Origin of the sequence: Frankia sp. Mgl5 (assembly GCF_023242985.1) — a bacterium.
GTDB lineage: Bacteria > Actinomycetota > Actinomycetes > Frankiales > Frankiaceae > Parafrankia > Parafrankia soli.
Map to the genome: position 1 here is coordinate 16,698 of NZ_JALKFY010000677.1, position 21,807 is coordinate 38,504.

A 21,807-nucleotide genomic window follows, 5' to 3' on the forward strand; every position below is an offset into this window, starting at 1 on the left:
TCGGCCGGCGGGTATGCGGACGACGGAGGCGCTGTGGTCGACGGAAGCAACCGACCGCAGGGCGCGGACGTCGATAACGACGTGACCACCGACTCGCCGGGCGAGCGCCCGGCCAGCACGGCCGTGCTGGCCGAATCCGTTCTCGACCGCCGCTACCGCCTCCTGGCGCCGCTGAACACCCGCGGCCCGGTGACCCTGTGGCGGGGTGACGACAACACGCTCGCCCGGCCGGTGGCCGTCCGGATCGTCGAGCACGTCGACCCTGACACCGCGGCGGAGATCGATCCGGCTGTCCGGGAGGACGCGGCCCGCGCCCTGCTGAAGGCGGCGATCAACTCCGGGCGGCTGGTCCACCCGGGCGCCGCGTCGACCTACGACGCCACGACCACGACCACAGGCACGGCCCGTGTCTCCTATGTCGTCTCGGAGTGGGTGGAGGGGCGCACCCTGCGCCAGCTCGCCACCAACGGGCCACTGCGCCCCGAACAGGCCGGGGCCATCGTCCTGGCGGCGGCGCGGGTCCTCGCCGCCGCGCACGACCGCGGCATCCACCACGGCGGGCTCAACCCCGGCGATGTGATCGTCTCCGGCCACGGCACCGTGAAGGTCGTCGACCTGGAGATCGGCGGTGTCCTCGCGGGGCTGGACGGCGCGGCGACGGGCGCGGAGCCCACCATCGGCTCCGACCCGGAGAAGGACGACGCACCCCCCTCGGCCGAGCTGGCGGACGTCCGGGCCCTCGGCGGGCTGCTGTACGCCGGGCTGACCGGCACCTGGCCGCTGCTCGGCGAGCACGCGCTGCCGGCCGCCCCGACGAGCGACGGCCGGCTGCGGACCCCCCGGCAGATCAACTCGGCCGTCCCGCGCGACCTCGACGCGATCACCCTGGCGACCCTCGGCGACGAGCGGGCCGGCGCGCCGATCACGACCGCCGCCGAGCTGGTCTCGGAGCTCGAGGCGGTCAGCCCGGTCGACCAGGTCCTCGACACCGGCCTGATGAGTCTCGGTGACGACGGCCCCGCGAGCACCGAGGCGATGTCGGTCGACGGCTACAACCCGGCCACGGACGACTACCCCGCCCCCTCCGACTACCCGGGGCAGGGCTACGCCGGCGGGAACAGCTCCGGCGGCAACGGCTACGGCGGCCGCGACGACTACGACCGCCGCGGCTACGACCAGACGTCCTACCTGGGCCGTGACGGCTACGACCAGACCTCCTACAACGAGCGCGGCTACGGCGGCCAGGGCGGTTACGACGACCGCGACCGGGGCGGCTACCCGTCGCAGCGCGAGGCGCCCGAGCAGCGCCGGTACTCCGACGACCGTTACCCGCCCGCCGGCGGCCACCGCCAGGGCGGCGGGTCGGGCGGGGCTGGCGGCGGCGCCGTCCGCCGGGTCCTGCCCTGGGTGGCCCTGCTGGTGGTGATCGCCCTCGTCGCCGTCGTGGCGGTGATCGCCTTTCGCCCGAAGGACGATGGTGGCGGCAGCCCGGGCGGGGATACCGGCCCTTCCTCCATGGCCGTGGTGCCCTCCGGTAATCGGATTCCTTTCGGCTCGGTCACCTCGTTCGACCCGCCCCCGACCGGTGACGGGGCGGAGAAGCCGGACCTCGTACCGCTCGCCACCGATGGGAACCCGGCCACCCAGTGGACGACGGACGGATACCACAGCCCTCAGTTCGGCGGGCTGAAGAAGGGCGTGGGGCTGCGCTTCGACTTCAACCAGCCGATAACCCCGAGCGAGGTTGTCGTCACCGTCGGGAGGGAAGGCCCGATCACCTTTGAGCTGCGGGCCGGCGATTCACTCTCGGACAACATCAACGACTACGCGGTCATCGGTGTACCGCAGCAGAACAAGACCGGCGAGGTCCGCATCAGCATGCCGTCCGAGCAGCCGACTCATCGGTACTGGGTGCTGTGGCTGACCGAGCTTCCGTCCAACAAGGGATCGATCGCGGAGATCGAGTTCCGGGGCTGACCGGACGGAATCATGTGCGGCGGGTCGAGGTCGATGCGCGCCAGTCCCGGGTGGCAATCGCCCGTCCTGAGAAGTCGGTGAACCCGCCCGCGGCGGCCGGTGCCCGGTCCTCCGGTCGGGCTCCCGAGGCCGACCTGGAGGCGCTGCGCCGGCATGTGGCGGGTGATCCGGACGCGTTCGGCGAGTTGTTCCGCGCGCACGCCGACCGGCTGTGGTCGGTGGCGTTCGCGCTGCTGCAGGACACCGAGGAGGCGGCGGACGCCGTCCAGGAGGCGATGCTCTCCGCGCACCGGCGGGCCGCCGACTTCCGGGGTGAGGCGGCGGTCGGCACCTGGCTGCACCGGATCGTCACCAACGCCGCCCTCGACCGGCTGCGCCGCCGCGCCGTGCGCCCGACGGTGCCGATGCCCTCGGCCCCCGACGGTGCCCCCTACGAGCCGGCCGACGCCCGGGACGCCATCGCCGAGCACGACACCCGGATGGACATCGGCGCCGCGCTCGGCATGCTTCCGGTCACACTGCGCACCCCGGTCGTCCTCGTGGACGTCGAGGGCCGCTCGGTCGCCGAGGTGGCCGAACTGCTGGACATACCGGTCGGGACGGTCAAGAGCCGCTGCGCGCGCGGCCGGGCGCGGCTCGCCGTCCTGCTCGGGCACCTTGCCCCCGAACGGGCTCGGCGGCCCATCGCCGGGAACCAGCCGGCCTCGCCTTCCGTCTGTGATGAGGGACGGTACGACACATCGGCCGGCGGTCCCGACGAACCGGTCGACCGACTGGTCGACGACCGGCCGGCCGAGCAGGCGGGGTCCGACCGCGCGGATGCGGACGGCACCGACCCCACCGGCACGACCGCTCGTGGCGCCGCCGCCGAACCCGCCGAGATGCCGGGCGCGGCCGGCGTCCCGGGACCCGCCGACCGGACCGGCACGACGGCCGGGCGGCTGACTCGCCGGAGGAGGTGATCGGCGGTGGTGACGGACGAACACGGCGCCCACGCCCCTGATCCGGGCTGGCGCCCCGGCGACCGTGGCCCGCGTACCCGGGCCGGCACGGCCGCCCAGCGCATGACCGACGGTCGTACCACCGGCGGGCATCCCGACGTGGAGGCGCTTGACGCCTACCTCGACGCCCGGCCGGACCCTTCGGATCAGGGGTTCCCCCTCGAGCCCGCGGTCGCCCGGGTCGAGCGCCACGTCCACTCGTGTGCCACCTGCCAGGAGGCGCTCACGGCGCTGCGCCGGGTGCGTGCCGACCTCGCCCGCCTCGCGAGCATGACGATGCCGGCCGACGTCGCCGAGCGCATCCAGGCCGCGCTGGCCGCCAGGTCGGCCACGGACACCCGGGCACGGGAGAGCGCCCGGTCGGGGCGCGGTCCCCGCGCGGGAGCTGTCAGCGGCCCGCCGCGGCCACGCCGCCGCCTCGGGCGGGTCGGCTCGCTGCCAGCCTCGGGCCTCGTCGCCCCTGGCGAGTTCGAGCGGAAGAGCACTCCGGGCAACGCAGGCCGAGGCACCGCTGGCACAGGTCCCGACGCGGCCGACCACGGCTCAGGCATCGCCGAGCAGGGGACCGCCGGGCCAGGCATCGGCGAACCAACCATCCCGGCACCAGACACCAGGACTCCAGACACCAAGACTCCGGGCGCCAGGACTCCGGGCGCCAGGGCGCCGGACACGACGGCGCCAGACACGACGGCGCCGGGCATCGCCGAGCCGGACATCGCGGCACACGGCACCACACGGGGGAACACGGAGCCGGGCAGGCCGCCGATCTCCGGGGCGCCGCGGCCCCAGCGGCCCCCGCGGCACGGCGGCCGGCGGCGGCGCGGCGGGCTCGCCGGTGCCGGCGGCCGGGTCGCCCGCGACTGGGTCTCGATCGCGGCGACCTGCGTCGCGCTGGTGGCGTTCGGCGCGGCTGTGTTGACCCTGCGCGGGCTGACCGCGGGCGGCGGGGACGCGAGCTCCACCGCGGCCAGCGACGCGGCCACGGCGCTGTCAGGGGCCTCCCAGACGGCCGGTCCAGAAGCCGCCCGGGCCCCCGGACCAGCCGCCGCCGCGGCCGTCCCCAGTGCCAGCGGGACGCCCGAGGAGCCGTCCGCGGCCTTCACGATGGTCGCCGACTCGGGAGAGGCGGTCCGGGCCGGTGACATCGTCGTGCACGGCCGGAGCCTGCTCACCGGGCGGATCCCGACGACCATGCTCACCTGGTCCGTCCTGCCTGCGCTTTCCGGTGCGACGTCCGTGCCGCCCGCCGCGGGCGAGGAACAGGCCACCGATGGCGGCGCGTCCACCACGGTGTCGGGAACGGATTCGTCGGCCGCGCCCGCCACGACGCCGGAGACGCTCGCCCGCGTGATCGACACCCCACAGCTGCGGATGTGCTACGACAGCCTCACCGCCCAGACGGGCGGATCGGTACTGGCCCTCGACCGGGTGCGTTTCGACGGCCAACGGGCGCTGCTGGTGGTGCTCTCGGTCGCCGGCCAGCCCGCCGCCGCGCGGGTCGTCGTGATCGACGCACGCTGCGGCGTGGTACCGATGCCGGGCGCGGTGTTGTACACCGTGAACACGACCCGCGCGCTGTAGGCGGTGGTCGGCGACAGGGCGGCACACACGTACGGACGGGCACACCCCCTTGCCACGGTGACCCAGCGGTGGAATCAGCGGCGGTCCGCGGCGGTTATGGGGGCAGACATCACGTCGGCGGGGTCAACGATCGACAGAGTCGACGAAGCCTCGTACGGCAGTCGTGAAGGGAGTGGGTGTGACAGCCCAGGGCAAGGACCAGGCCGGTCAGGCCGCCGGAGCGGAGCGTTCCGGCGAGCGCGTCCTGGACGTCGTCATCATCGGGTCGGGGCCGGCCGGCTACACCGCGGCGATCTACACCGCGCGGGCGAACCTGAAGCCGGTCGTCTTCGAGGGCGCGGTGTCCGCGGGCGGCGCGCTGATGACCACGACCGAGGTGGAGAACTTCCCGGGCTTCCCCGAGGGCATCCAGGGGCCGGAGCTCATGGAGAACCTGCGCGCCCAGGCGGAGCGGTTCGGCGCCGAGCTCATCGCGGACGACGTCACCGAGGTCGACCTGGCCGCGGATCCGAAGGTGGTCAAGGTGGGCGACGAGACCTACCTGGCCCGCTCGGTCATCGTCGCGACCGGCTCGGCCTACAAGAAGCTCGGCGTCGAGCACGAGGACCGGTTGCTCGGCCGGGGCGTGTCGGCCTGCGCGACCTGTGACGGCTTCTTCTTCCGGGACCAGGACATCGCGGTCGTCGGCGGCGGCGACTCGGCGCTGGAGGAGGCGACCTTCCTCACCCGGTTCGCGAAGTCGGTGACGATCGTGCACCGGCGCGACAAGCTGCGCGCCAGCGCGATCATGCAGGAGCGGGCGTTCGCCAACCCGAAGGTCCGGTTCCGGTGGAACGCCGTGGTCGAGGAGGTCCTCGGCGAGAACAAGGTCACCGGCGTCCGGCTGCGTGACACGGTCACCGACAGGACGGACGAGCTCGCCGTCACCGGCCTGTTCGTGGCGATCGGCCACCTCCCCCGCACGGATCTGATCCACGACCAGCTCGCGCTGGACGGCGAGGGCTACATCAAGGTGGCCCACCCGACCACCCAGACCAACATCGCGGGTGTGTTCGCCTGCGGTGACGTCGTCGACCACACCTACCGCCAGGCGATCACCGCGGCCGGCACCGGGTGTGCCGCCGCCCTCGACGCCGAGCGCTACATCGCCGGCCTGGAGGGCGCCGCTGACAGCGCCGCCGAGGCGCCCCGGGTACCGGCACCGGAGCTCGCCGCGACGACCTGACCGGACCAACCTGTGCTGTGGCGGGAGCCCCGCCACAGCACAGCCGTCAGCCACCAGTCCAAAGACACAAGAGCGCAAACCCTGAGGAGAACGCCATGGCAGGCTCCACCACCGCGGTGACGGACGGCACGTTCGCCGTCGAGGTGCTCAAGAGCGACAAGCCCGTACTCGTCGACTTCTGGGCCGAGTGGTGCGGCCCGTGCAAGATGGTCGCGCCGGTACTGGAGGAGATCGCCAAGGAGCACGGCGAGAAGCTCCGGATCGTCAAGCTCAACATCGACGAGAACCCGGAGGTCGCGCGGCAGTACCAGATCATGTCGATCCCGACGATGGCCGTCTTCGTCAACGGAGAGATCGACAAGAGCATCGTCGGCGCGAAGCCGAAGGCCGCGCTGCTGCGCGACCTGTCGTCCTACATCTGATCCAGACCGCGCCCGGCTCCCGCCCGGGCCGGGCCAGCGCACTCCGCCGGCCATGGTCGACCTCGACGGCCCGCTCCGATCTCGGAGCGGGCCGTCTTCGTCTCCGCCGTCTCCGCCGGCACTGCCGTCTCCACCGTTTCAGCCGTTTCAGCCGTTTCAGCCGTTTCAGCCGTCACCGCGGAGTCTGCACCGGCCTGCGCCGTGCAGGGTCCGACTGTTCGGAACTTTCGGTAGCCAGGAACACACGTCTGGTGGACGTTTCCGGGCCGTCGGCCGCTAGTGGCCCTGAGCGGGCCGTAGACATGATCGAATGAGTGGTGCATGGCGGCCCCTGCACCGCACACGTCACCTTTGGTCACATCGGGTAGTCATCGACCGTTTCCCCGGGATGGCCACCTCCAGGCGGGGTTCACGCCGAAGTGAGTCGGCCCAGCGGCGCCTGGAGTGACTCAGGCAGTTCACTTCGGCGGCCACTCCACCGAGCCCGGGCTCCGACCTCAGGTCCGGACCGGGCCCGGCCGGAGCACGGGGCACCGAGGCAGAAAGCCGGACGAGGGGGATCGCCGTCCTCACTGCCCGGGACCGATGGCCTAATCTGATGACCGGGATTCGGCGGCGGAACCGCCCGACGCAGGTCGACGGCTCGATGAACGCGGACTCGAAAGGTACTCATTCGTGAAGCTGCTGCGTCTTGGTGACCGTGACCCCTCTGTAGCGGAGGCCCGGGCAGCTTTCATCCACCTGGGTTTTCTTCCCGTCGCACCCCGCCAGACCGATGCGGCCGACGGCCCCGGCCCGGGTGCCCTCGGGACGTCCACCGCGCCGTTGCCGGCGCCGGAGCCGTTCCCGGCTCCGGTGCCGGCCGGCGGCGCCGGGAACGGCGGCCCGGTCGACGCCACCGACCAGTTCGACAGCGAGCTGGACAACGCCGTCCGGGCGTTCCAGCAGAGCCGCGGGCTGTCGGTCGACGGCATCATCGGACCCGACACCTTCCGGGCCATCGAGGAGGCTCGCCGCCGCCTCGGCGACCGGCTCCTCCATTACAGCGTCACTCACCCGTTCGTCGGCGACGACGTCGCCGCCCTGCAGGAGCGGCTGTCGAACATGGGCTTCGACGTCGGCCGCGCGGACGGCATCTTCGGAGCACGGACGGACTCGGCCGTGCGGGACTTCCAGCGCAACCGGGGCCTCGACCCCGACGGCCTCTGCGGGCCGCGGACCCTGCGCGAACTCAAGCGCCTCGAGCGCACGGTCACCGGCGGCCGCCCGGACGTCCTGCGCGAGTCCATGCGCCTGCTGGCCCGGGGGCCGTCGCTGCTCGGCGTGGTCGTCGCCATCGACCCCGGGCACGGCGGCGACGACCTTGGCGTGTCCAGTGGTGGGCTGTGCGAGCGTGACCTGATGGCCGACCTGGCCTCGCGGCTGGAGGCCCGGCTGCTCGCGTCCGGCCTGGAGGCCTACCCGGTGCACGGGCCACACGAGTCGCCGCCCGAGGCGGAACGCGCGGCGCGGGCGAACGAGATCGGCGCCGACCTGCTGGTCTCGCTGCACGTGGACGCGAGCGGCTCCGTGCAGGCCCAGGGTGTCTCGACGTACTACTACGGCCACGCGCGAGGCTCGTCGGCGGTCGGTGAGCGCTTCGCCGCGCTGGTGCAGCGCGAGATCGTCTCGCGGACCGACATGGTGGACTGCCGCGCCCATCCCAAGACCTGGGAGCTGCTCCGCCGAACCAGGATGCCCGCCGTCCAGATCGACCTCGGCTACCTCAGCAACACTCACGACGCCGCCGCGCTGGCGTCGACCGAGTTCCGGGCCGCCGTCGCGGAGGGCCTGCTCGCCGCCACACAGCGCCTGTTCCTGCCGCCGGAGCAGGACCCGCCGACGGGGCAGCTGCGCGTCCCGCGCATCGCGGCGCGAGCCTGAGGCACGTCCCGCGCATCGCGGCGCGAGCCTGAGGCACGTCCCGCGCATCGCGGCGCGAGCCTGAGGCCTCGCCGCACCACGCCTGGCTGCTACCGCTACCGCCGGCCGTGCCGGACGGCTCCGCGGTCGCTCCCCCGTCCCGCACGCTTGTCGTGTTTCACTGCCGCGACCGGCTTTGTGGCGGACGTCCCGGGAACGTGTAATCCGTTGGCGAGGTTTCACGTGGAACAGGTCACGGCGTGCCCGTGGCCACATGCGCCGGCGACCGTCCTAGGCTGTCCGAAGTAAGCGGAAGAATCGGCCGGGGACGGTCGTCCGGACCGCTGGGAGGCTGGCTCGATGAGTCGTCGGATCGCGAACATCACCCTCGACAACATCGACGATCTGCCGCTCCCCTGTCGCAGATGCGTCTTCTGGGAGCTCGACCCGGTGGCCCGCAGCCGGGCAGAGGAGGCCGGCGGCACGGACATCGAGAAGGAGGCCTGGGTCTCGTCGGCGCTTCTCGAATGGGGTAGCTGCGGAAAAGTCGTGTATATCGACAACGTCCCGGCCGGGTTCGTCATGTTCGCGCCGCCGGCGTACGTCCCGCGCTCCGTGGCGTTCCCGACCAGCCCCGTCAGCCCGGACGCGGTGCTGCTCATGACCGCGCAGATCGTCCAGGAGTTCACCGGCCAGGGCCTGGGCCGGGTGCTCATCCAGTCGGTGGCCAAGGAGATCACGCGGCGCGGCTACCGCGCCCTGGAGGCGTTCGGCGACCTGCGCGACTCCGGCACCCGCTGCGTGGTGCCCGCCGACTACCTGCTCGCGGTCGGGTTCAAGACGGTTCGCCCGCACCACCGCTGGCCCCGCCTGCGCCTCGAGGTGAAGAACGCCGTCAGCTGGCGGGAGGACGTCGAGGTCGCCCTGGAGCGCCTGCTCGGCTCGATGAATCCCGAAGGCGTCCTGCGCCAGGTGAACCCCGTCCCCGGCACCGTCTGAGCGGGACCGCACCGGGACGGGCACACACCCCGGACATGCCTCGGGGCGCACGTGGCGGACACGTGCGCCCCGAGGCCTGGTACCGAGGTCAGGAGACCTTCGAGTTCGGGGACATCACCTCGACGATCCGCTCCAGGTCCTCGATCGTCGCGAACTCCACGGTGATGCGGCCCTTGCTGCGGCCCATGTCCACCTTGACCCGGGTCTCCAACCGGTCCGACAGACGGTCGGCGATGCTGGTCAGTGCCGGCTCGGCCGCCCGCGGCCCGCGCGGAGCCCGCTTGCGGGGCCCCTCCTCGCCGAGGGCCACGATCTCCTCCACCGCCCGCACGGACAGGCCCTCGGCGACGATGCGCGTCGCCAGCCTGTCCTGAGCGTCGGGGTCCTCCAGCGAGAGCAGTGCGCGGGCGTGCCCGGCGGACAGCACCCCGGCGGCCACCCGACGCTGCACCGCCGGCGGCAGCCCGAGCAGGCGAATCGTGTTCGTGACGTGCGAGCGCGACCGGCCCAGGCGCCCGGCCAGCTCCTCGTGGGTCGCCCCGAAGTCACGCAGCAGCTGCTCGTAGGCCGCGGCCTCCTCGAGCGGGTTGAGCTGCTGGCGGTGCAGGTTCTCCAGCAGGGCGTCGCGCAGCATGGCGTCGTCCGCGGTGTCCCGGACGATGGCGGGCACCCGCTCCAGCCCGGCGAGCTTCGACGCGCGCCAGCGCCGCTCGCCCATGACCAGCTCGTAGCGGCCGGGCAGGAGCTCCCGGACGACGATCGGCTGCAGTAGCCCCACCTCGCGCAGGCTCGCGGCGAGCTCCGCGATGGCGTCCTCGTCGAAGTGGGTGCGTGGCTGGCGCGGATTCGGGGTCACCGAGTCCACCGGGATCTCCCGGAAGACCGCGCCCGCGACCGGGACGGGAGCCGCTGCCGGAGCGTGGTCCAGGCCGTTGCTCTGATAGCCGTCCTGCGGCTCGGCGGCCGCCGGAATGAGCGCGCCAAGACCACGGCCCAGACCACCACGCCGCGCCGTCATCGACCGGCCCCGTTCAGGTTCGGACCGCCAGGACCCGCGGCACCGCCGTGCGGGCCGTAGCCGTTGGGCCGTCCGTATCCGTCCCGGGTGCTGGGTGCACCCGGGATCATCGGCCCGTCCGGAACGGCGAAGCCGTCCGGCGTGGACGGCCCGGCCGGAGCGGCGTGACCGCCCGGCGAGTCGTAGCCGTCGGCGGGCGTGCCGTACCGGTCGTCGGCGGCGGGGTAGCTGTCGTCAGCGTCGTATCCATTGGCGGCGCCGTATCCGTCGGTGGCGTTGTAGCCATCCGTGCCGTAGCCGTCGGCGGCGGCGTAGTCGTCCGCGCCGCGACCGTCTGCGCGGCTGTCCGCACGTCCGTCGCTGCGGCCGTCTACGCGGCCGTCTGCGCGGCCGTCTGGGCCGTAGCCGGACGGCGGGCCGTGCCGGTCAGGGCCGGCCTGGGCGGCGCCCGTGCCGCGGCCGGTGGGCGGCGCGTGCCCTGCGGGGGAGTGGCCGTTCACCGGAGCCCCACCGGTCGGGATGGGGCCGCTGGGAGCCCCATCGCGGGCGCTCCCGGCGGTGCCACGTGGAGCCGGGTCGACTCCGCGCTCGGCGAGCTCGCGAGCAGCGGCCAGGTAGGACAGCGACCCGCGGGAGGCGGGGTCGTAGGTCAGGACGGACTGACCGTAGCTCGGCGCCTCGGCCAGCCGGACGTTGCGCGGGATCGTGGTGCTCAGCACCCTGTCCCCGAAATGCTCCTTCACCTCGTGCACGACCTGATCGGCGAGCCGGGTGCGCGAGTCGTACATGGTCAGCAGGATGGTCGACAGCCGGAGCTCCTGATTGAGATGGGCCTGGACCAGCTCGACGTTACGCAGCAGCTGACCAAGGCCCTCCAGCGCGTAGTACTCACACTGGATCGGGATCAGGAGCTCCCGGGCCGCCACGAGCGCGTTGACCGTGAGCAGCCCCAGCGACGGCGGGCAGTCGATGAGGACGTAGTCGACCTCGTTCCGCATGCCGTCGATGGCCCGACGCAGGCGGGTCTCCCGCGCGACCATCGAGACCAGCTCGATCTCGGCGCCCGCGAGGTCGATCGTCGCCGGTGCGCAGAACAGCCCGCTGGACTCGCTGGACCGCACGACGACCTCGTCGAGTGGGCGGTCACCGAGCAGCACCTCGTAGATCGAGGGAGTGCCGGAACGGTGGTCCACACCGAGCGCCGTGGAGGCGTTCCCCTGCGGGTCCAGGTCCACGACCAGTACACGGACTCCGTGCATGGCCAGTGCGGCGGCCAGGTTGACGGTGGTCGTCGTCTTGCCGACGCCACCCTTCTGGTTGGCGACGGTGATGACACGTCGCCGGCTGGGTCGAGGAAAGGGTCGTCGTCGTTCCATCGTCAGTGCTTCCACCGCTGCTGCCGCCGCCGCTCCGATCGGGGTCGAGGAGTCAAGGGGGTCCAGGCCCGGGAGGCCGGATGTGTCACCCGGACTCCCCCCGTGTGCCAAGCCGCCTCGACCCGCCGACGCTGCTTCAGGTGCCCTCGCCGTCTGATATGGCATCGCTGTTTCACGTGGAACGGGACCTCCCACGTGCCGGTCGATCACGAGTGCCCTCCCGTGGTCGCCGTGGCTGTGTCGTCCGTCTGGCCTGCCGGTCATCCGCGCCGCGCCGTCCCCTCCCGCCGTCCCCTTGGGTCGCCTGAGCTGACCGCGTCGCGCGCAGAACACGGGTGGGTTCGTCCACCAGGCCAGCCCCGCACGTCATGACGTTCACCTCGCGCCAACCCTGGGAATCGAGATCACTACGCACGGCCTGCAATTCCTCAAGGATTCGCGAACCGCGCAGTGCAAGCATGACACCGCCCGGACGGGTCATCGGCAGCAGTACCGCGCCAAGACGTCCCAAAGGGGCTACTGCGCGCGCCACCGTAACGTCGAATGTGCGATGCGGAGGCAGCTCGGCGACGTCCGGCGCTCGTCCCCGTACGACCTCCACCTGACCCGCCAGGCCGAGCTCGGCCACGGCTTCCGCGAGGAAACGGCAGCGCCTTTCCATCGGCTCGAGCAGGGTCACCCTCAGGTCGGGGCGGGCGAGCGCGAGCGGAATTCCGGGAAGGCCGGCGCCGCTGCCGACGTCGACGACCTCGAGGGCGGCCTCGTCAGAACCGGGGGAGGCGGAACGGGTGGGGACGGCCTCGGCCAGGACTGCGCTGTTGAGAAGGTGGCGCTCCCAGAGCCGGCCGGTCTCCCGCGGACCGATCAGCCCTCGTTCGACTCCTGCCGTCGAAAGCATCTCGGCATACCGCACCGCGAGACCGAAACGATCACCGAAGACGGTCTGAGCGGCGTCGGGAACCACCTCGGCGGCGCCGGTCGGGCCTTCGGATGTCGTCGCCGGCGCAGCCGAGGAATCCGACTGCGGGGGCAGCGGATCTCCGGGGGAGGAGTCGGGGCGGAGGTCGCCCGCCGTCCCGTCGGGCGGTGTCACCGATTCACCTCAACCACCGGAGCACCCGGCAGGCCCAGCCGGCCAAGCTGAGTGGTCCGAGCTGTCGACCAGGTCGCGAAGGCGCGCCAGGAACGCGGATCCAGGCTCGGATGTGGCCCGCCTCGGACTGAGAGCGGACGGTCCGGACATCCCGGAATGGGCGAGCGAGCGGCCGGCGGCCGCGGCGGCTCGGGGCGAGACGGGAGGGTGCGACGCGAAAGCACCACACCAGCATCCCCGGTGGACCCGTGCTGGCGCGTCAGGTGATGCCTCTGATAGGTGCTGTGTCGGGAATTCAGCGCCAGAAACCCGACCCCGCGGGCAGATGTTTCCCGTGAATCATCCATCGCTCGCGGCGGGACGAGCGGAGCAGGCGGAGTCGATCACCAACCCGGCCGGCAGATTCACCCGCATCCAACCAGCACTGACGCAAACTCCGACCGCCGTCGCCGACCTGGCTCCGCGAGACGATCCCCTCCACGCAAGGTAATAGATCTTTTGATCATCGATCTGGCGGTCTGGCGCGCGGGAGCGGGTTGGCCCGGATCTTCCGTCTGGCTGTAGGACACCACGTCGACGCGGATCCGGTCAGTTCTCCGTACCCCGGGCGGGCGGCTGATCGGACAGTGACCAGGTCAGAGTCGCTCCTGCGCTGAGATCACGAAACCGGGTCCAGGGTCCGGGGAGCGACTCGCCGTCACGTCTCAGCCCGACCGGTATGCGACCATCCACCCCGCCGACCTGTTGGTTCACCAACCGAAGTTGTCCGCGAGGAAGGGTGATCTCGACCGATGAGGCGACCGGCGGAGTGACGATGAGCAGGTCTGTTCCCGGCTGGACGGGGCCCACTCCAAGCCAGGCGAGCACGTACCAGGCGGACAGGCCCCCGGTGTCGTCATTCCCGGGCAGACCGTCGGGAGTATCCCGGAACAAAGTCCGGCGCGTTCGGTCGAGAGCGTCGATCGTCAGATCGACGGCGCCGAACGATCCACCGAGCCAGGGTACGAGAAGGCTGGGCTGGTTTCCCATCTCCGCATGTGCCCCGATCGGGCCGTCGTCGAGCCGGGTGAGGAAGTCGGCGAGCCGGTCAACCGCGACGCGCCGTCCGCCCATCGCCTCGGCGAGGCCATCGGGATCCTGCGGAACCAGCCATGAGTACTGGGCCGCGGTGCCTTCGGTGTAGCCGGGGAGGGTCGTCGGCTCCACCGGGAGAAAGCCACCGTCCGTGCTGCGCGGGGCGGGCAGCTTACTGACCGGATCCCATACCGACCGCCAGCGCGTCGACCGTTCGGTGAAGGTGGCCGCGATTTCGGGCCGGTTCGCGGCAAGCGCCAGTTGCGCTGTCGCGAAGTCCGCGAGGGCGTACTCGAGAGTGATGGACACAGCATCCGCGGGGCCGGCGTGGCCGACCGGGACGAAGCCGAGTCGGTCGTACTCGGCCGCGAACGGGCGGCGGGCCGCGCTGGCCAGCGCGGCGGCCAAAGCCTGTGCTGGGTCAAGGGGCAACCCGAGAGCCACCGCCTCGGCAAGCAGGACCGTGCCGCCGTCGCCAGGCATGACGTCGGGCCGACTGGTCGCGAGAGTCCATCCTGGCACCGACCCGGTCTGCATGGCGCCGGCCATCAACGACCACGCGGTGTCGGTAGCGACGTCCGGAGCCAGCATCGCCAGTAATGGGAACGAGCTGCGGTAGGCGTCCCAGCCCGCGATCCCGCTGCGTGCGGTCCATCCCTGGGCGGCGGCGGTGGATCCGTCCCAGCCACGGTAGGTGCCGTCGGCATCGCTGACGGCACCGGGGCCCAGCATCGCGTGATAAAGCGCTGTGTACAGGGTGCGTAACTCGGACCGTGGCGCGGAGGCGACACACACGGTCGACAGCCTCCGGTTCCATTCGGCGCGGGTGGCGTTCGCGACCGCGTCGACACTGCTGGGGTACTCGGCCTCGAGGTTGGCGCGCGCCCCCTCGACGCTGGTATACGACACAGCAGCACGGAGCATGACCGCTCCGTCTGCTGCCGGTGGCATTCTCAGCCAGGCTCCGACCGATGCGGAACGCGACGTCGCGGTGGGTCCTCCTTCGTCGGCCACGTCCGGGCTCAGTGACCATTGCCCCGCCGACCAGGTGCCCACAGCCGCCGGCGGCCGATCAGGTCTCGCGACGAAGTAAAGCGTGCTGACGGCTGGTTGCCGGCAGAAGACCCGACTGGTCACCGAGCCTGAAACCTCCCCGGTGGCGGAGTCCACATGCAGGTCCGCCCGGCCGGCGCCGTCGGCACGGCGTCCCACGTCGAGGACCAGGGATCCCGCCACGCCTGCCGGAAACGAGAAGCGACCAATCGCCGCACGGCCTCCGGCGGCGAGATCCACACCTATCCGATCACCCGCCGGCGAGGTGACCTGAACGCTGTAACGACCGGGTGTGGCCGACTCGTCGCCATGCGAGAATCCGGCGCCCCACAACGATGGCTCGTCCACGGCGCCGGTGGGTGGATAGAAGGGATAGGAGCCGGTAGACGGCATGATCGAAATATCCTGGGCCGCAGGACACGACGTGCCATGTAAGTGGGTCAGGCTGAATCCGTCTATTACCGAGTCGGTGTACCGGTACCCGCCCGACCCCGCAGCCGCCCGTCCGTTGGTGTCCGGGCTCCACTGGACCATCCCGAACGGCGCCGCGGCTCCTGGAAAGGCACCCGCGACCCCATCCCCGGGTATGACATCATGACGCTGCTGCGCAGTGCCGATAAACGGGTCGACAAACTTGGCCAGGTCGTCGCCTGCGGAGACAGCGTCCGCGGTCTGAGTCGCGAGGTCTGATGCCCGTGTAGTTCTGCCGTGTGCACCCGGCCGCATTTCGATGAGTAGACCCGCGACCGCCGCCATTGCGACCAGCAGAGACAGCGCAACCGATGCGACCGCGCGGGCACGCCAACCTCCGGCAGACACGCACAACCCCTTTCCGACGGTCATCGACACGGCCGGTCAGGTAAAAAATACGGCGGGTCTCAGGCCATCTCCGTCCGTCAGGGCAGCACTTTTCCATGCTCGCGACCTGTTACGGAGGTCGGACCAGGAGGCTCTGGTCCGGCGGAGCTCTCTTCTGCGGTCCGGACTGGACGCATATTGGGCTGGATGCATATTGGGCTATGCGCATGCACCGCCAGTCGGGATCAGTGGCGACCGCATCCTCCTCGAGGATATCGGATCGACCGCCGCACGACTGGCAAAGGCAGGACATGCCCCTTGCGACGCGAGGAGTTGCCCGGCATCACCGGCTCTCGCGTTGCCCACGCCCGCCGCTGAGCATCGTGAACCGGATCGCGCACCTGAGGACATTACCCATGCTCAGCAGCACCGCCACAGGTCCCCCGGACCCATCCAACGGCCACGGCGGATGGAACCTGAACGCCTTCTCCGGGCCCGGTCGGCCTTCTCATCCGCGGCTCGCGGCTGAAGGCTTCGGGCAGTCGGAGTAGACCGTGACCGAACCGGTCAGCCGGAATCGCCAGCTCTCACCGGGGCACCAGCCTTCATCCCGCAACGCCGCCAGCCCCGGAGCCATCGCGGCCGCATCGATATCGAAGACGAAGACGACGAGGCGTCCGGGTCGGCGAGGCCTCTCCAGCTGCACAGCAAGTGGCACCAGCCGGCCCACGGAATCACGGAGGCCGGGATCGACGAAAACGGTCTCCGCACGGACCACCCGGGGCGGCTCGGTCCTGGAGGTGGTTCCGGCGCCGGTCCCGGCCGCGGCGCCCGCGGCGGTTCCGGGGGCACGATCCACGCGGGGCCGGGGGAGACCTTCGGGCGCCCGGGGGGCGTCCGTGCTGACCTCCATCGCGTAGATCCAGCCCGGGCGGGCGAGCCGGCCGCCGACCACGACAAGATCCCCGGGACGAACCAGCCGCCGGGTGGCCACCGCCGCGTCCACCATGAGGTCGAGGCCGCGCATCCGATCCCGCCGCTCCCAGACGAGCCTGTCACCGGACACAGCACCCGACAGCGCCACGCCCGCCGCGAGGACCACGAGCAGGATCACCGCCACCGCACCGCCCGCATCGACCACGCACCGAGCGGCCGGGGTACGCCCGACATCCAGGACACGCGGGACGAGCGGATCGGCGGGACTATCCGGGTGATCCGGAACGGCCGTCACGTCGGCGGCGTCGGTGACCTCCGGGTCTCGCGACCTACGGGGGGCCGGCACGGCACCCGAACAGCGGACGGCGTGCCAGGCCCGACCCGCCCGGCGGGCGGCGAGGCGGATGACGCGATCCCCACCGACCACGACGACCAGGATGAACATCGGCACGACGAACTGGTTCGTCCTCGTCGGCCCGAACGGCCAGAAGCGGGCGGCGCTCGCGCCCAGCATGAGCAGCTCCGCCCCGGCGAGAGCGCCGAGCACGCGGCGACCGTCCGACCGGCGGGCGAGCGCGGCGGTGCCAATCGCCCCGAGCAGGACGATCGCGGGGGCCAGCAGCCCCGGCAGGTACCCCGGAAGATCGACAAATCCGGGCACCAGGCTGGGATCGAACTGGTCGATCCCAGGCGGTGAGCCGGTGCCGAACCGCCACAGCTGTTCGGCGACGAAACTCACGGCCTGCCAGGGGTCCCGCCCGGCCAGGAACTGCGTGTCCCAGTAGTCCCCGGCGCGCTGCGCGGACTGGTGGCCGATGAAGAGAAGCGTGTGCGCGGCGACGAGCACCACACTCGGCAGCGTCTCGGTGATCCTCCGCCGCCGGTCCGGGCCGGGCAGGACGTCCATCACCGCGAGCGGAATGACGAGAAAGATCGCCGGGACGGAGAACAGGGAGATCACGCCAGCTGCCGTCCGGCGGACGAGACGACCACGGTCAACCGAGCCGAGACGGACGGGCGGCCAGGCGTCCCCGCCGCTGTGAACACCGCCGGTTCCGAAGCCGATTCCGGAACCGGGCGCCGGGCCAAGCCACAGCAGGACGACGGCGACCGCGGCAAGGGTTTCGATCGTGTACGGCTTGAGCTGGGTGGCGAGGTCGAGGAAGGTCGCGTTCAGGCAGAGCCAACACACCGCGAACAGGGCGGCCACGGTTCCGGAGAACCGCCGGGTGAGAACGGCCGTCAGCGCGCCGAGCGCCGGCAGCGCGACGAAGCCCGGCAGCCGCAACGCCCAGCTGTGCCAGCCGAACAGATCCCCGGAGAGCCGGGTGACGCTCAGCCATCCCAGGGCCGACGGCGTGTTCGCGGCGGCCAGCTCAGACCACAGGGTGCCCACCGGCTCACTGACGAAATGCCCGCGCCAGATCTCGTCGTACCAGAACGGTCGGTCGAGGTAGGCGCGCAGCAGCACCACGAGAGCGATGAGCGCGAGCGCGACGAATCCCGGCAGCCACAGCCGCGACCAGGCCCACTGCCACGGCCGAGCCCTCCGGACCCACCGCCGCGGCTGAGCCCGGAGTCGCAGCCAGCCCCATGGCCGGGGCCGGGGCCGGGGAGGGAGGTCAGCGGATGCGGAATCCCGCTCCAGCAGCGCGAGCCCGCTCGCCGCGGACGGGTGTTCGCCGATACCGCCGAGGTCAGCCGGCCCGCCGAGCCCACCGAGCCCACCGAGCCCACCGAGCCCACCGAGCTCGGCGGCGATGGTCACGGGCGTCTCGGGGATGGTCACAGGCGTCGTGGTCGGTTCCGGTGGCGGCCCGCCCACTCTCGGCAGCACCACTGGCGCCCTCGTTCCCCTCGCCGTGCATCCGACGTCCAGGGCAGCGGGCGCCCACGGCATCACGGCCGCGCACGGTGTCAGAACCGTGCGCGAGCGTCAGATCCGCGGTCGGTTCCCTGCCCCGGACAAGCTCCGGCGACGGTACACGGCCGTCAGTCAGGCAGAACGACGACCCGGCGGGTGGGCTCCTCGCCCTCGGACTCGCTGCGCACGCCGTCGATCGTGGCGATCACGTCGTGCACGACCTTGCGCTCGAAGGGTGTCATCGCGGCCAGCTTCTGGGGCTCGCCGGTGTCGACGACCCGCTCCGCGGCGTTGGTCGCGACCTTCCGCAGCTCGATGCGGCGACGGGCGCGGTGACCGCCCACGTCGAGCATGAGCCGGCTGCGGACGCCCGTCTTCTGCAGCACGGCGAGCCGGGTCAGCTCCTGCAGCGCCTCGAGGGTCTCACCGCCGGGCCCGATCAGCTTGTCCAGCCCGTCCCCGACCACGGCGACGACGGCACGCCCGCCCTCGACGTCGAGATCGAGGTCGCCGTCCATGTCGACGATGTCGAGCAGGCCCTCGATGTAGTCGGCCGCGATCTCGCCTTCCTGCTCGAGGTCGGCGAGCCGGCGCTCGTCGGAGCCGTGCGAGCCGTTCGAGCTCGTGGTGTCCTCGACCGCGGTCGTGTCGGCCCCGGCCGTCGGGCCGTCCTCGTTGGCCTCGGGTCCTTCCACGGCCAGGTCAGGTGCCGAACCGGTCATCAGCGTTACTCCAGGGGAAAGGGGGCGGCGATGCCGAGCGTACGGGACGTCCGGGCGCCGCGGGGTCAGCGCGGCGGTTACGGGGGGCAACCGCCCGGGACGAACCGGGGCGTCCGGGCTGGACGGGCCGTCCAGCCCGGACGATGCCTGTGGTCGGGACCGGGACCGATGCCGGGCCAGGCCTCCGGGCGGCGACCGGGCGCTTGGCCGCGCGCGGCAACCGCCAGCTCATCAGCGACGCCCGCCCGGCCGCTTGCCCTTCCCCCGGCGCTTGGCCGGCCGCGACCCACCGGGGGCGCGGCGCATCCCCGCAGGAACCGGCGGCGGAGTGGATCGGGAGGCGCCCTCCGACTCCGCGACACCGTTCGACCGGGACGTGCCCGCTGCCGCCGTCGCCGAACCGGGGGTGGTTTCCCGGCCGGAGTCCGCGATCTCGCTCGTGGCGGCCGCCTTCCCCGCGCCGCCGGCGGCCTCGGCCGTCGTGGCCTTGGGTGTCGTGGGTGTCGTGGCCTTGGGCGTGGCCTTCGATCCGACTGCCTTGGCCGGGGTCTTCGGCTTGCTGGCGGACGAGCCGGATCGGGAGCGGGTTCCAGGCGGGGCGCTCGACACGCGCTCACCGGAGCCGGCAGAGACCCCCGAACCGGAGCCTCGCCCGTTCTCGCCCGCCGCCTGGCCGCCAGCGCCGGAATCCGCGCCCTTCGTCAGGGACGTCGTGGCGGGACGGGGACGGCTCTTCGACTTCGCGCCCGCGCGGGCACCCGGGGCAGGCCGGGAGACGGCGGCACTCTCAGTCGGCGCCGTCCGGGCGCCGGGCACCTTGCCGCCCGCACCGAGCGGCTTGAGCGGCGGCATCTTCTTGATGACGAAGAACTGCTGCCCCATGCTCCACAGGTTCGTGGTCAGCCAGTACAGCAGCACGGCGATCGGGAACCGGAATCCGAAGATCGCCAGCATGAGCGGCGAGCCGTACAGCAGGATCTTCTGGACCATCGCCTGCTGCGGATCGACCGGCCCCGTCCGCGCCATGATCTGGCGCTGGGTGAAGAACGTCGTCGCACCCATCAGGACGATCAGCACAACCGCGAGGATCTTGGCGTGCGTCCCGTTGGCCCCCAGGAAGTCCAGGGACTCCTGGGACGAGCCGAACGAGTTCGACAGCGAGATGCCCCACAGCTTCGCGCTGGCGATCTGCTCCACCTGGTCGGCGGACAGGCCGACCCGCGGGCGCCACACCAGCGAGCCGCCGGGGCCCTCGTTCATCGGGGCGAGGTGGGTGAAGACGTGGAACAGCGAGATGAACAGCGGGATCTGCAGGAGGATCGGCAGACAGCCGAGCAGCGGATTACCATGCTCCTTCTGGAGCTTCATGATCTCCAGCTGCATCTGCTGCTTGTCGTGCCCGTACTTCTCCTTGATCTCCTTGATCCGGGGCTGCATCATCTGCATGGTCCGCTGGGACTTCACCTGCTTGACGAACAGCGGGAAGATCAGGATCCGGACGCAGATGACGAGCAGAACGACCGAGAACGCCCACGCGAAAAAGCTGTCCGCGCCGAAGATCGGCCCGAATCCCTTGTGGAAGAAGACGATCGCGTTCGCCGCGAGATGATAAAGCGGATCCAACACCAGACTGTCTCCTCACACCCGCGTTCCGCGACGGGAACCGACGATCTCGGAACGCGTCCCCCGGTGGAGGGACGCAGTGCCATGCCCGTGCCTCGTGCCGGCGTCGACGGCGCCCACCGGACCCGAGGCCGTCCGGCACCGACCGGTGCCGGGATCGACGGACCCTCCGGGCGCCTCACCGGGCACCGGGTCGTAACCACCCGCGGAAAGCGGCTGGCAGCGCAACAACCGGCGGATGGCCAGCAGACCACCGATGACGCCGCCGTGGCGGGTCACCGCCGTCAGTGCGTAGGCGCTACAGGACGGCTCGAAGCGGCAACAGCCCGCGTTCCGCCCCGACCAGCCGGCCCGGTAGACCCTGACCGCCGCGGCGAGGATCCAGGCCAGCGGGCCCCGCACCGCATCATCGGACGTCCTGGCCAGCGTGGCGAACCTGGCGGACGCCGCGAGGGCGACGAACACGAGATCGACGAACGCCAGGACGGCGACCGCGATGCCCACGCCGGCGACCGCGCTCATCCCGACCGCGCCGATCGCTGGGGGCGCGGGGAGCGGACGGTACGAAAGGCGGACTCGAGTGAACGGCCGAGATCGGCCGACGACGAACCCGCCGCATCGGGTAACGCCCTGATCAGGACAGCGGTTCCCGGTGGCAGCAAGGACAGCCGTGAGCGCGTCTGCTCGCGCAGCCGCCTGCGGACGCGGTTACGCACCACCGCGTTACCCACCCGGCGGCCGACGACGAACCCGGCCCGAGGCGGGCCGTCCACATCGGTTTGCACGCTGTGGACAACGATTGACCCTGCCCGAACGCGCCGGCCGGAACGCCCGACAAGGGCGTGTTCCTGCCTGGTACGAACTCGGGAGCCCCGGGGGAGCATGACTGACGGCGGCGGGCGCGCTCACTCCACCGTCAGGCGGAGAGCTGGCTGCGGCCCTTACTGCGACGGGCGGACAGGATGGAGCGGCCCGCGCGGGTCCGCATCCGGAGCCGGAACCCGTGGGTGCGGGCCCGCCGGCGGTTGTTCGGCTGGAAGGTGCGCTTACTCACGTGAGAACTCCGGAGACACAGGCGGGTGGGATACCGGCTGGACGCCGGTCGTGGCTGGAACCTCGGTGACGGGACCAGAACCCGGGCGG

15 protein-coding genes and 2 pseudogenes are annotated in these 21,807 nt (G+C 71.8%); 7 read left to right on the forward strand and 10 right to left on the reverse strand.

Annotation, left to right across the window (positions count from 1 at the left end):
• Positions 1-33 precede the first annotated feature (33 nt).
• From MXD62_RS23340 to MXD62_RS23370, 7 genes and pseudogenes are all read left to right on the forward strand, one after another.
• Positions 34-1,977, forward strand: coding sequence for a protein kinase family protein (locus MXD62_RS23340; RefSeq protein ID WP_248831604.1), 1,944 nt, complete (start codon positions 34-36; stop codon positions 1,975-1,977).
• Positions 1,978-2,054: 77 nt separating this feature from the next.
• Positions 2,055-2,714 (forward strand): annotated as a pseudogene (sigM, locus tag MXD62_RS23345) (RNA polymerase sigma factor SigM); the annotation flags it as partial.
• Between the two features lie 231 nt (positions 2,715-2,945).
• The gene (locus MXD62_RS23350) at positions 2,946-4,559 is read left to right on the forward strand and encodes a hypothetical protein (RefSeq protein WP_248831606.1); all 1,614 of its coding nucleotides are present in this window, start codon (positions 2,946-2,948) and stop codon (positions 4,557-4,559) included.
• A 178-nt stretch (positions 4,560-4,737) separates the two neighbouring features.
• Entirely contained in the window at positions 4,738-5,784 is a 1,047-nt protein-coding gene (gene trxB, locus MXD62_RS23355; RefSeq protein ID WP_248831607.1) for a thioredoxin-disulfide reductase, read from the forward strand.
• 95 nt (positions 5,785-5,879) lie between these two features.
• A complete protein-coding gene (gene trxA / locus MXD62_RS23360; protein ID WP_248831608.1) occupies positions 5,880-6,206 on the forward strand; it encodes a thioredoxin in 327 nt (108 codons plus the stop codon).
• A gap of 675 nt (positions 6,207-6,881) precedes the next feature.
• Positions 6,882-8,129, forward strand: a complete 1,248-nt coding sequence (locus MXD62_RS23365; protein ID WP_248831609.1) for an N-acetylmuramoyl-L-alanine amidase — start codon at positions 6,882-6,884, stop codon at positions 8,127-8,129.
• Between the two features lie 339 nt (positions 8,130-8,468).
• The gene (locus MXD62_RS23370; protein ID WP_020464704.1) at positions 8,469-9,107 is read left to right on the forward strand and encodes a hypothetical protein; all 639 of its coding nucleotides are present in this window, start codon (positions 8,469-8,471) and stop codon (positions 9,105-9,107) included.
• Between the two features lie 88 nt (positions 9,108-9,195).
• Here MXD62_RS23370 and MXD62_RS23375 read toward each other — a convergent pair whose 3' ends face one another.
• The 10 genes and pseudogenes from MXD62_RS23375 to rpmH all read right to left on the reverse strand — a co-directional run bounded on the left by MXD62_RS23375 (position 9,196) and on the right by rpmH (position 21,718).
• Positions 9,196-10,125 (reverse strand): ParB/RepB/Spo0J family partition protein, encoded by a 930-nt coding sequence (locus MXD62_RS23375; protein ID WP_248831610.1) that lies wholly within the window; start codon positions 10,123-10,125, stop codon positions 9,196-9,198.
• A 578-nt stretch (positions 10,126-10,703) separates the two neighbouring features.
• Positions 10,704-11,567: pseudogene (locus tag MXD62_RS40850) on the reverse strand (ParA family protein); the annotation flags it as partial.
• Positions 11,568-11,673: 106 nt separating this feature from the next.
• Positions 11,674-12,594, reverse strand: coding sequence for a 16S rRNA (guanine(527)-N(7))-methyltransferase RsmG (rsmG, locus tag MXD62_RS23385; RefSeq protein ID WP_248831611.1), 921 nt, complete (start codon positions 12,592-12,594; stop codon positions 11,674-11,676).
• A 588-nt stretch (positions 12,595-13,182) separates the two neighbouring features.
• Positions 13,183-15,564, reverse strand: coding sequence for a GH92 family glycosyl hydrolase (locus tag MXD62_RS23390; protein WP_308301310.1), 2,382 nt, complete (start codon positions 15,562-15,564; stop codon positions 13,183-13,185).
• A 463-nt stretch (positions 15,565-16,027) separates the two neighbouring features.
• The gene (locus MXD62_RS23395) at positions 16,028-18,295 is read right to left on the reverse strand and encodes a hypothetical protein (RefSeq protein WP_248831612.1); all 2,268 of its coding nucleotides are present in this window, start codon (positions 18,293-18,295) and stop codon (positions 16,028-16,030) included.
• Positions 18,296-18,447: 152 nt separating this feature from the next.
• Positions 18,448-19,041, reverse strand: coding sequence for a R3H domain-containing nucleic acid-binding protein (locus MXD62_RS23400; RefSeq protein WP_071065013.1), 594 nt, complete (start codon positions 19,039-19,041; stop codon positions 18,448-18,450).
• Between the two features lie 231 nt (positions 19,042-19,272).
• Positions 19,273-20,667: a membrane protein insertase YidC gene (yidC, locus tag MXD62_RS23405; protein ID WP_248831613.1), complete on the reverse strand. Its 1,395-nt coding sequence runs from the start codon at positions 20,665-20,667 to the stop codon at positions 19,273-19,275.
• Between the two features lie 12 nt (positions 20,668-20,679).
• Positions 20,680-21,186, reverse strand: coding sequence for a membrane protein insertion efficiency factor YidD (gene yidD / locus MXD62_RS23410; protein ID WP_248831614.1), 507 nt, complete (start codon positions 21,184-21,186; stop codon positions 20,680-20,682).
• Entirely contained in the window at positions 21,183-21,548 is a 366-nt protein-coding gene (gene rnpA, locus MXD62_RS23415) for a ribonuclease P protein component (protein WP_248831615.1), read from the reverse strand. Before rnpA ends, yidD begins: the two co-directional genes overlap by 4 nt.
• 32 nt (positions 21,549-21,580) lie before the next feature.
• Positions 21,581-21,718: a 50S ribosomal protein L34 gene (gene rpmH, locus MXD62_RS23420; RefSeq protein WP_020464714.1), complete on the reverse strand. Its 138-nt coding sequence runs from the start codon at positions 21,716-21,718 to the stop codon at positions 21,581-21,583.
• Positions 21,719-21,807 lie beyond the last annotated feature (89 nt).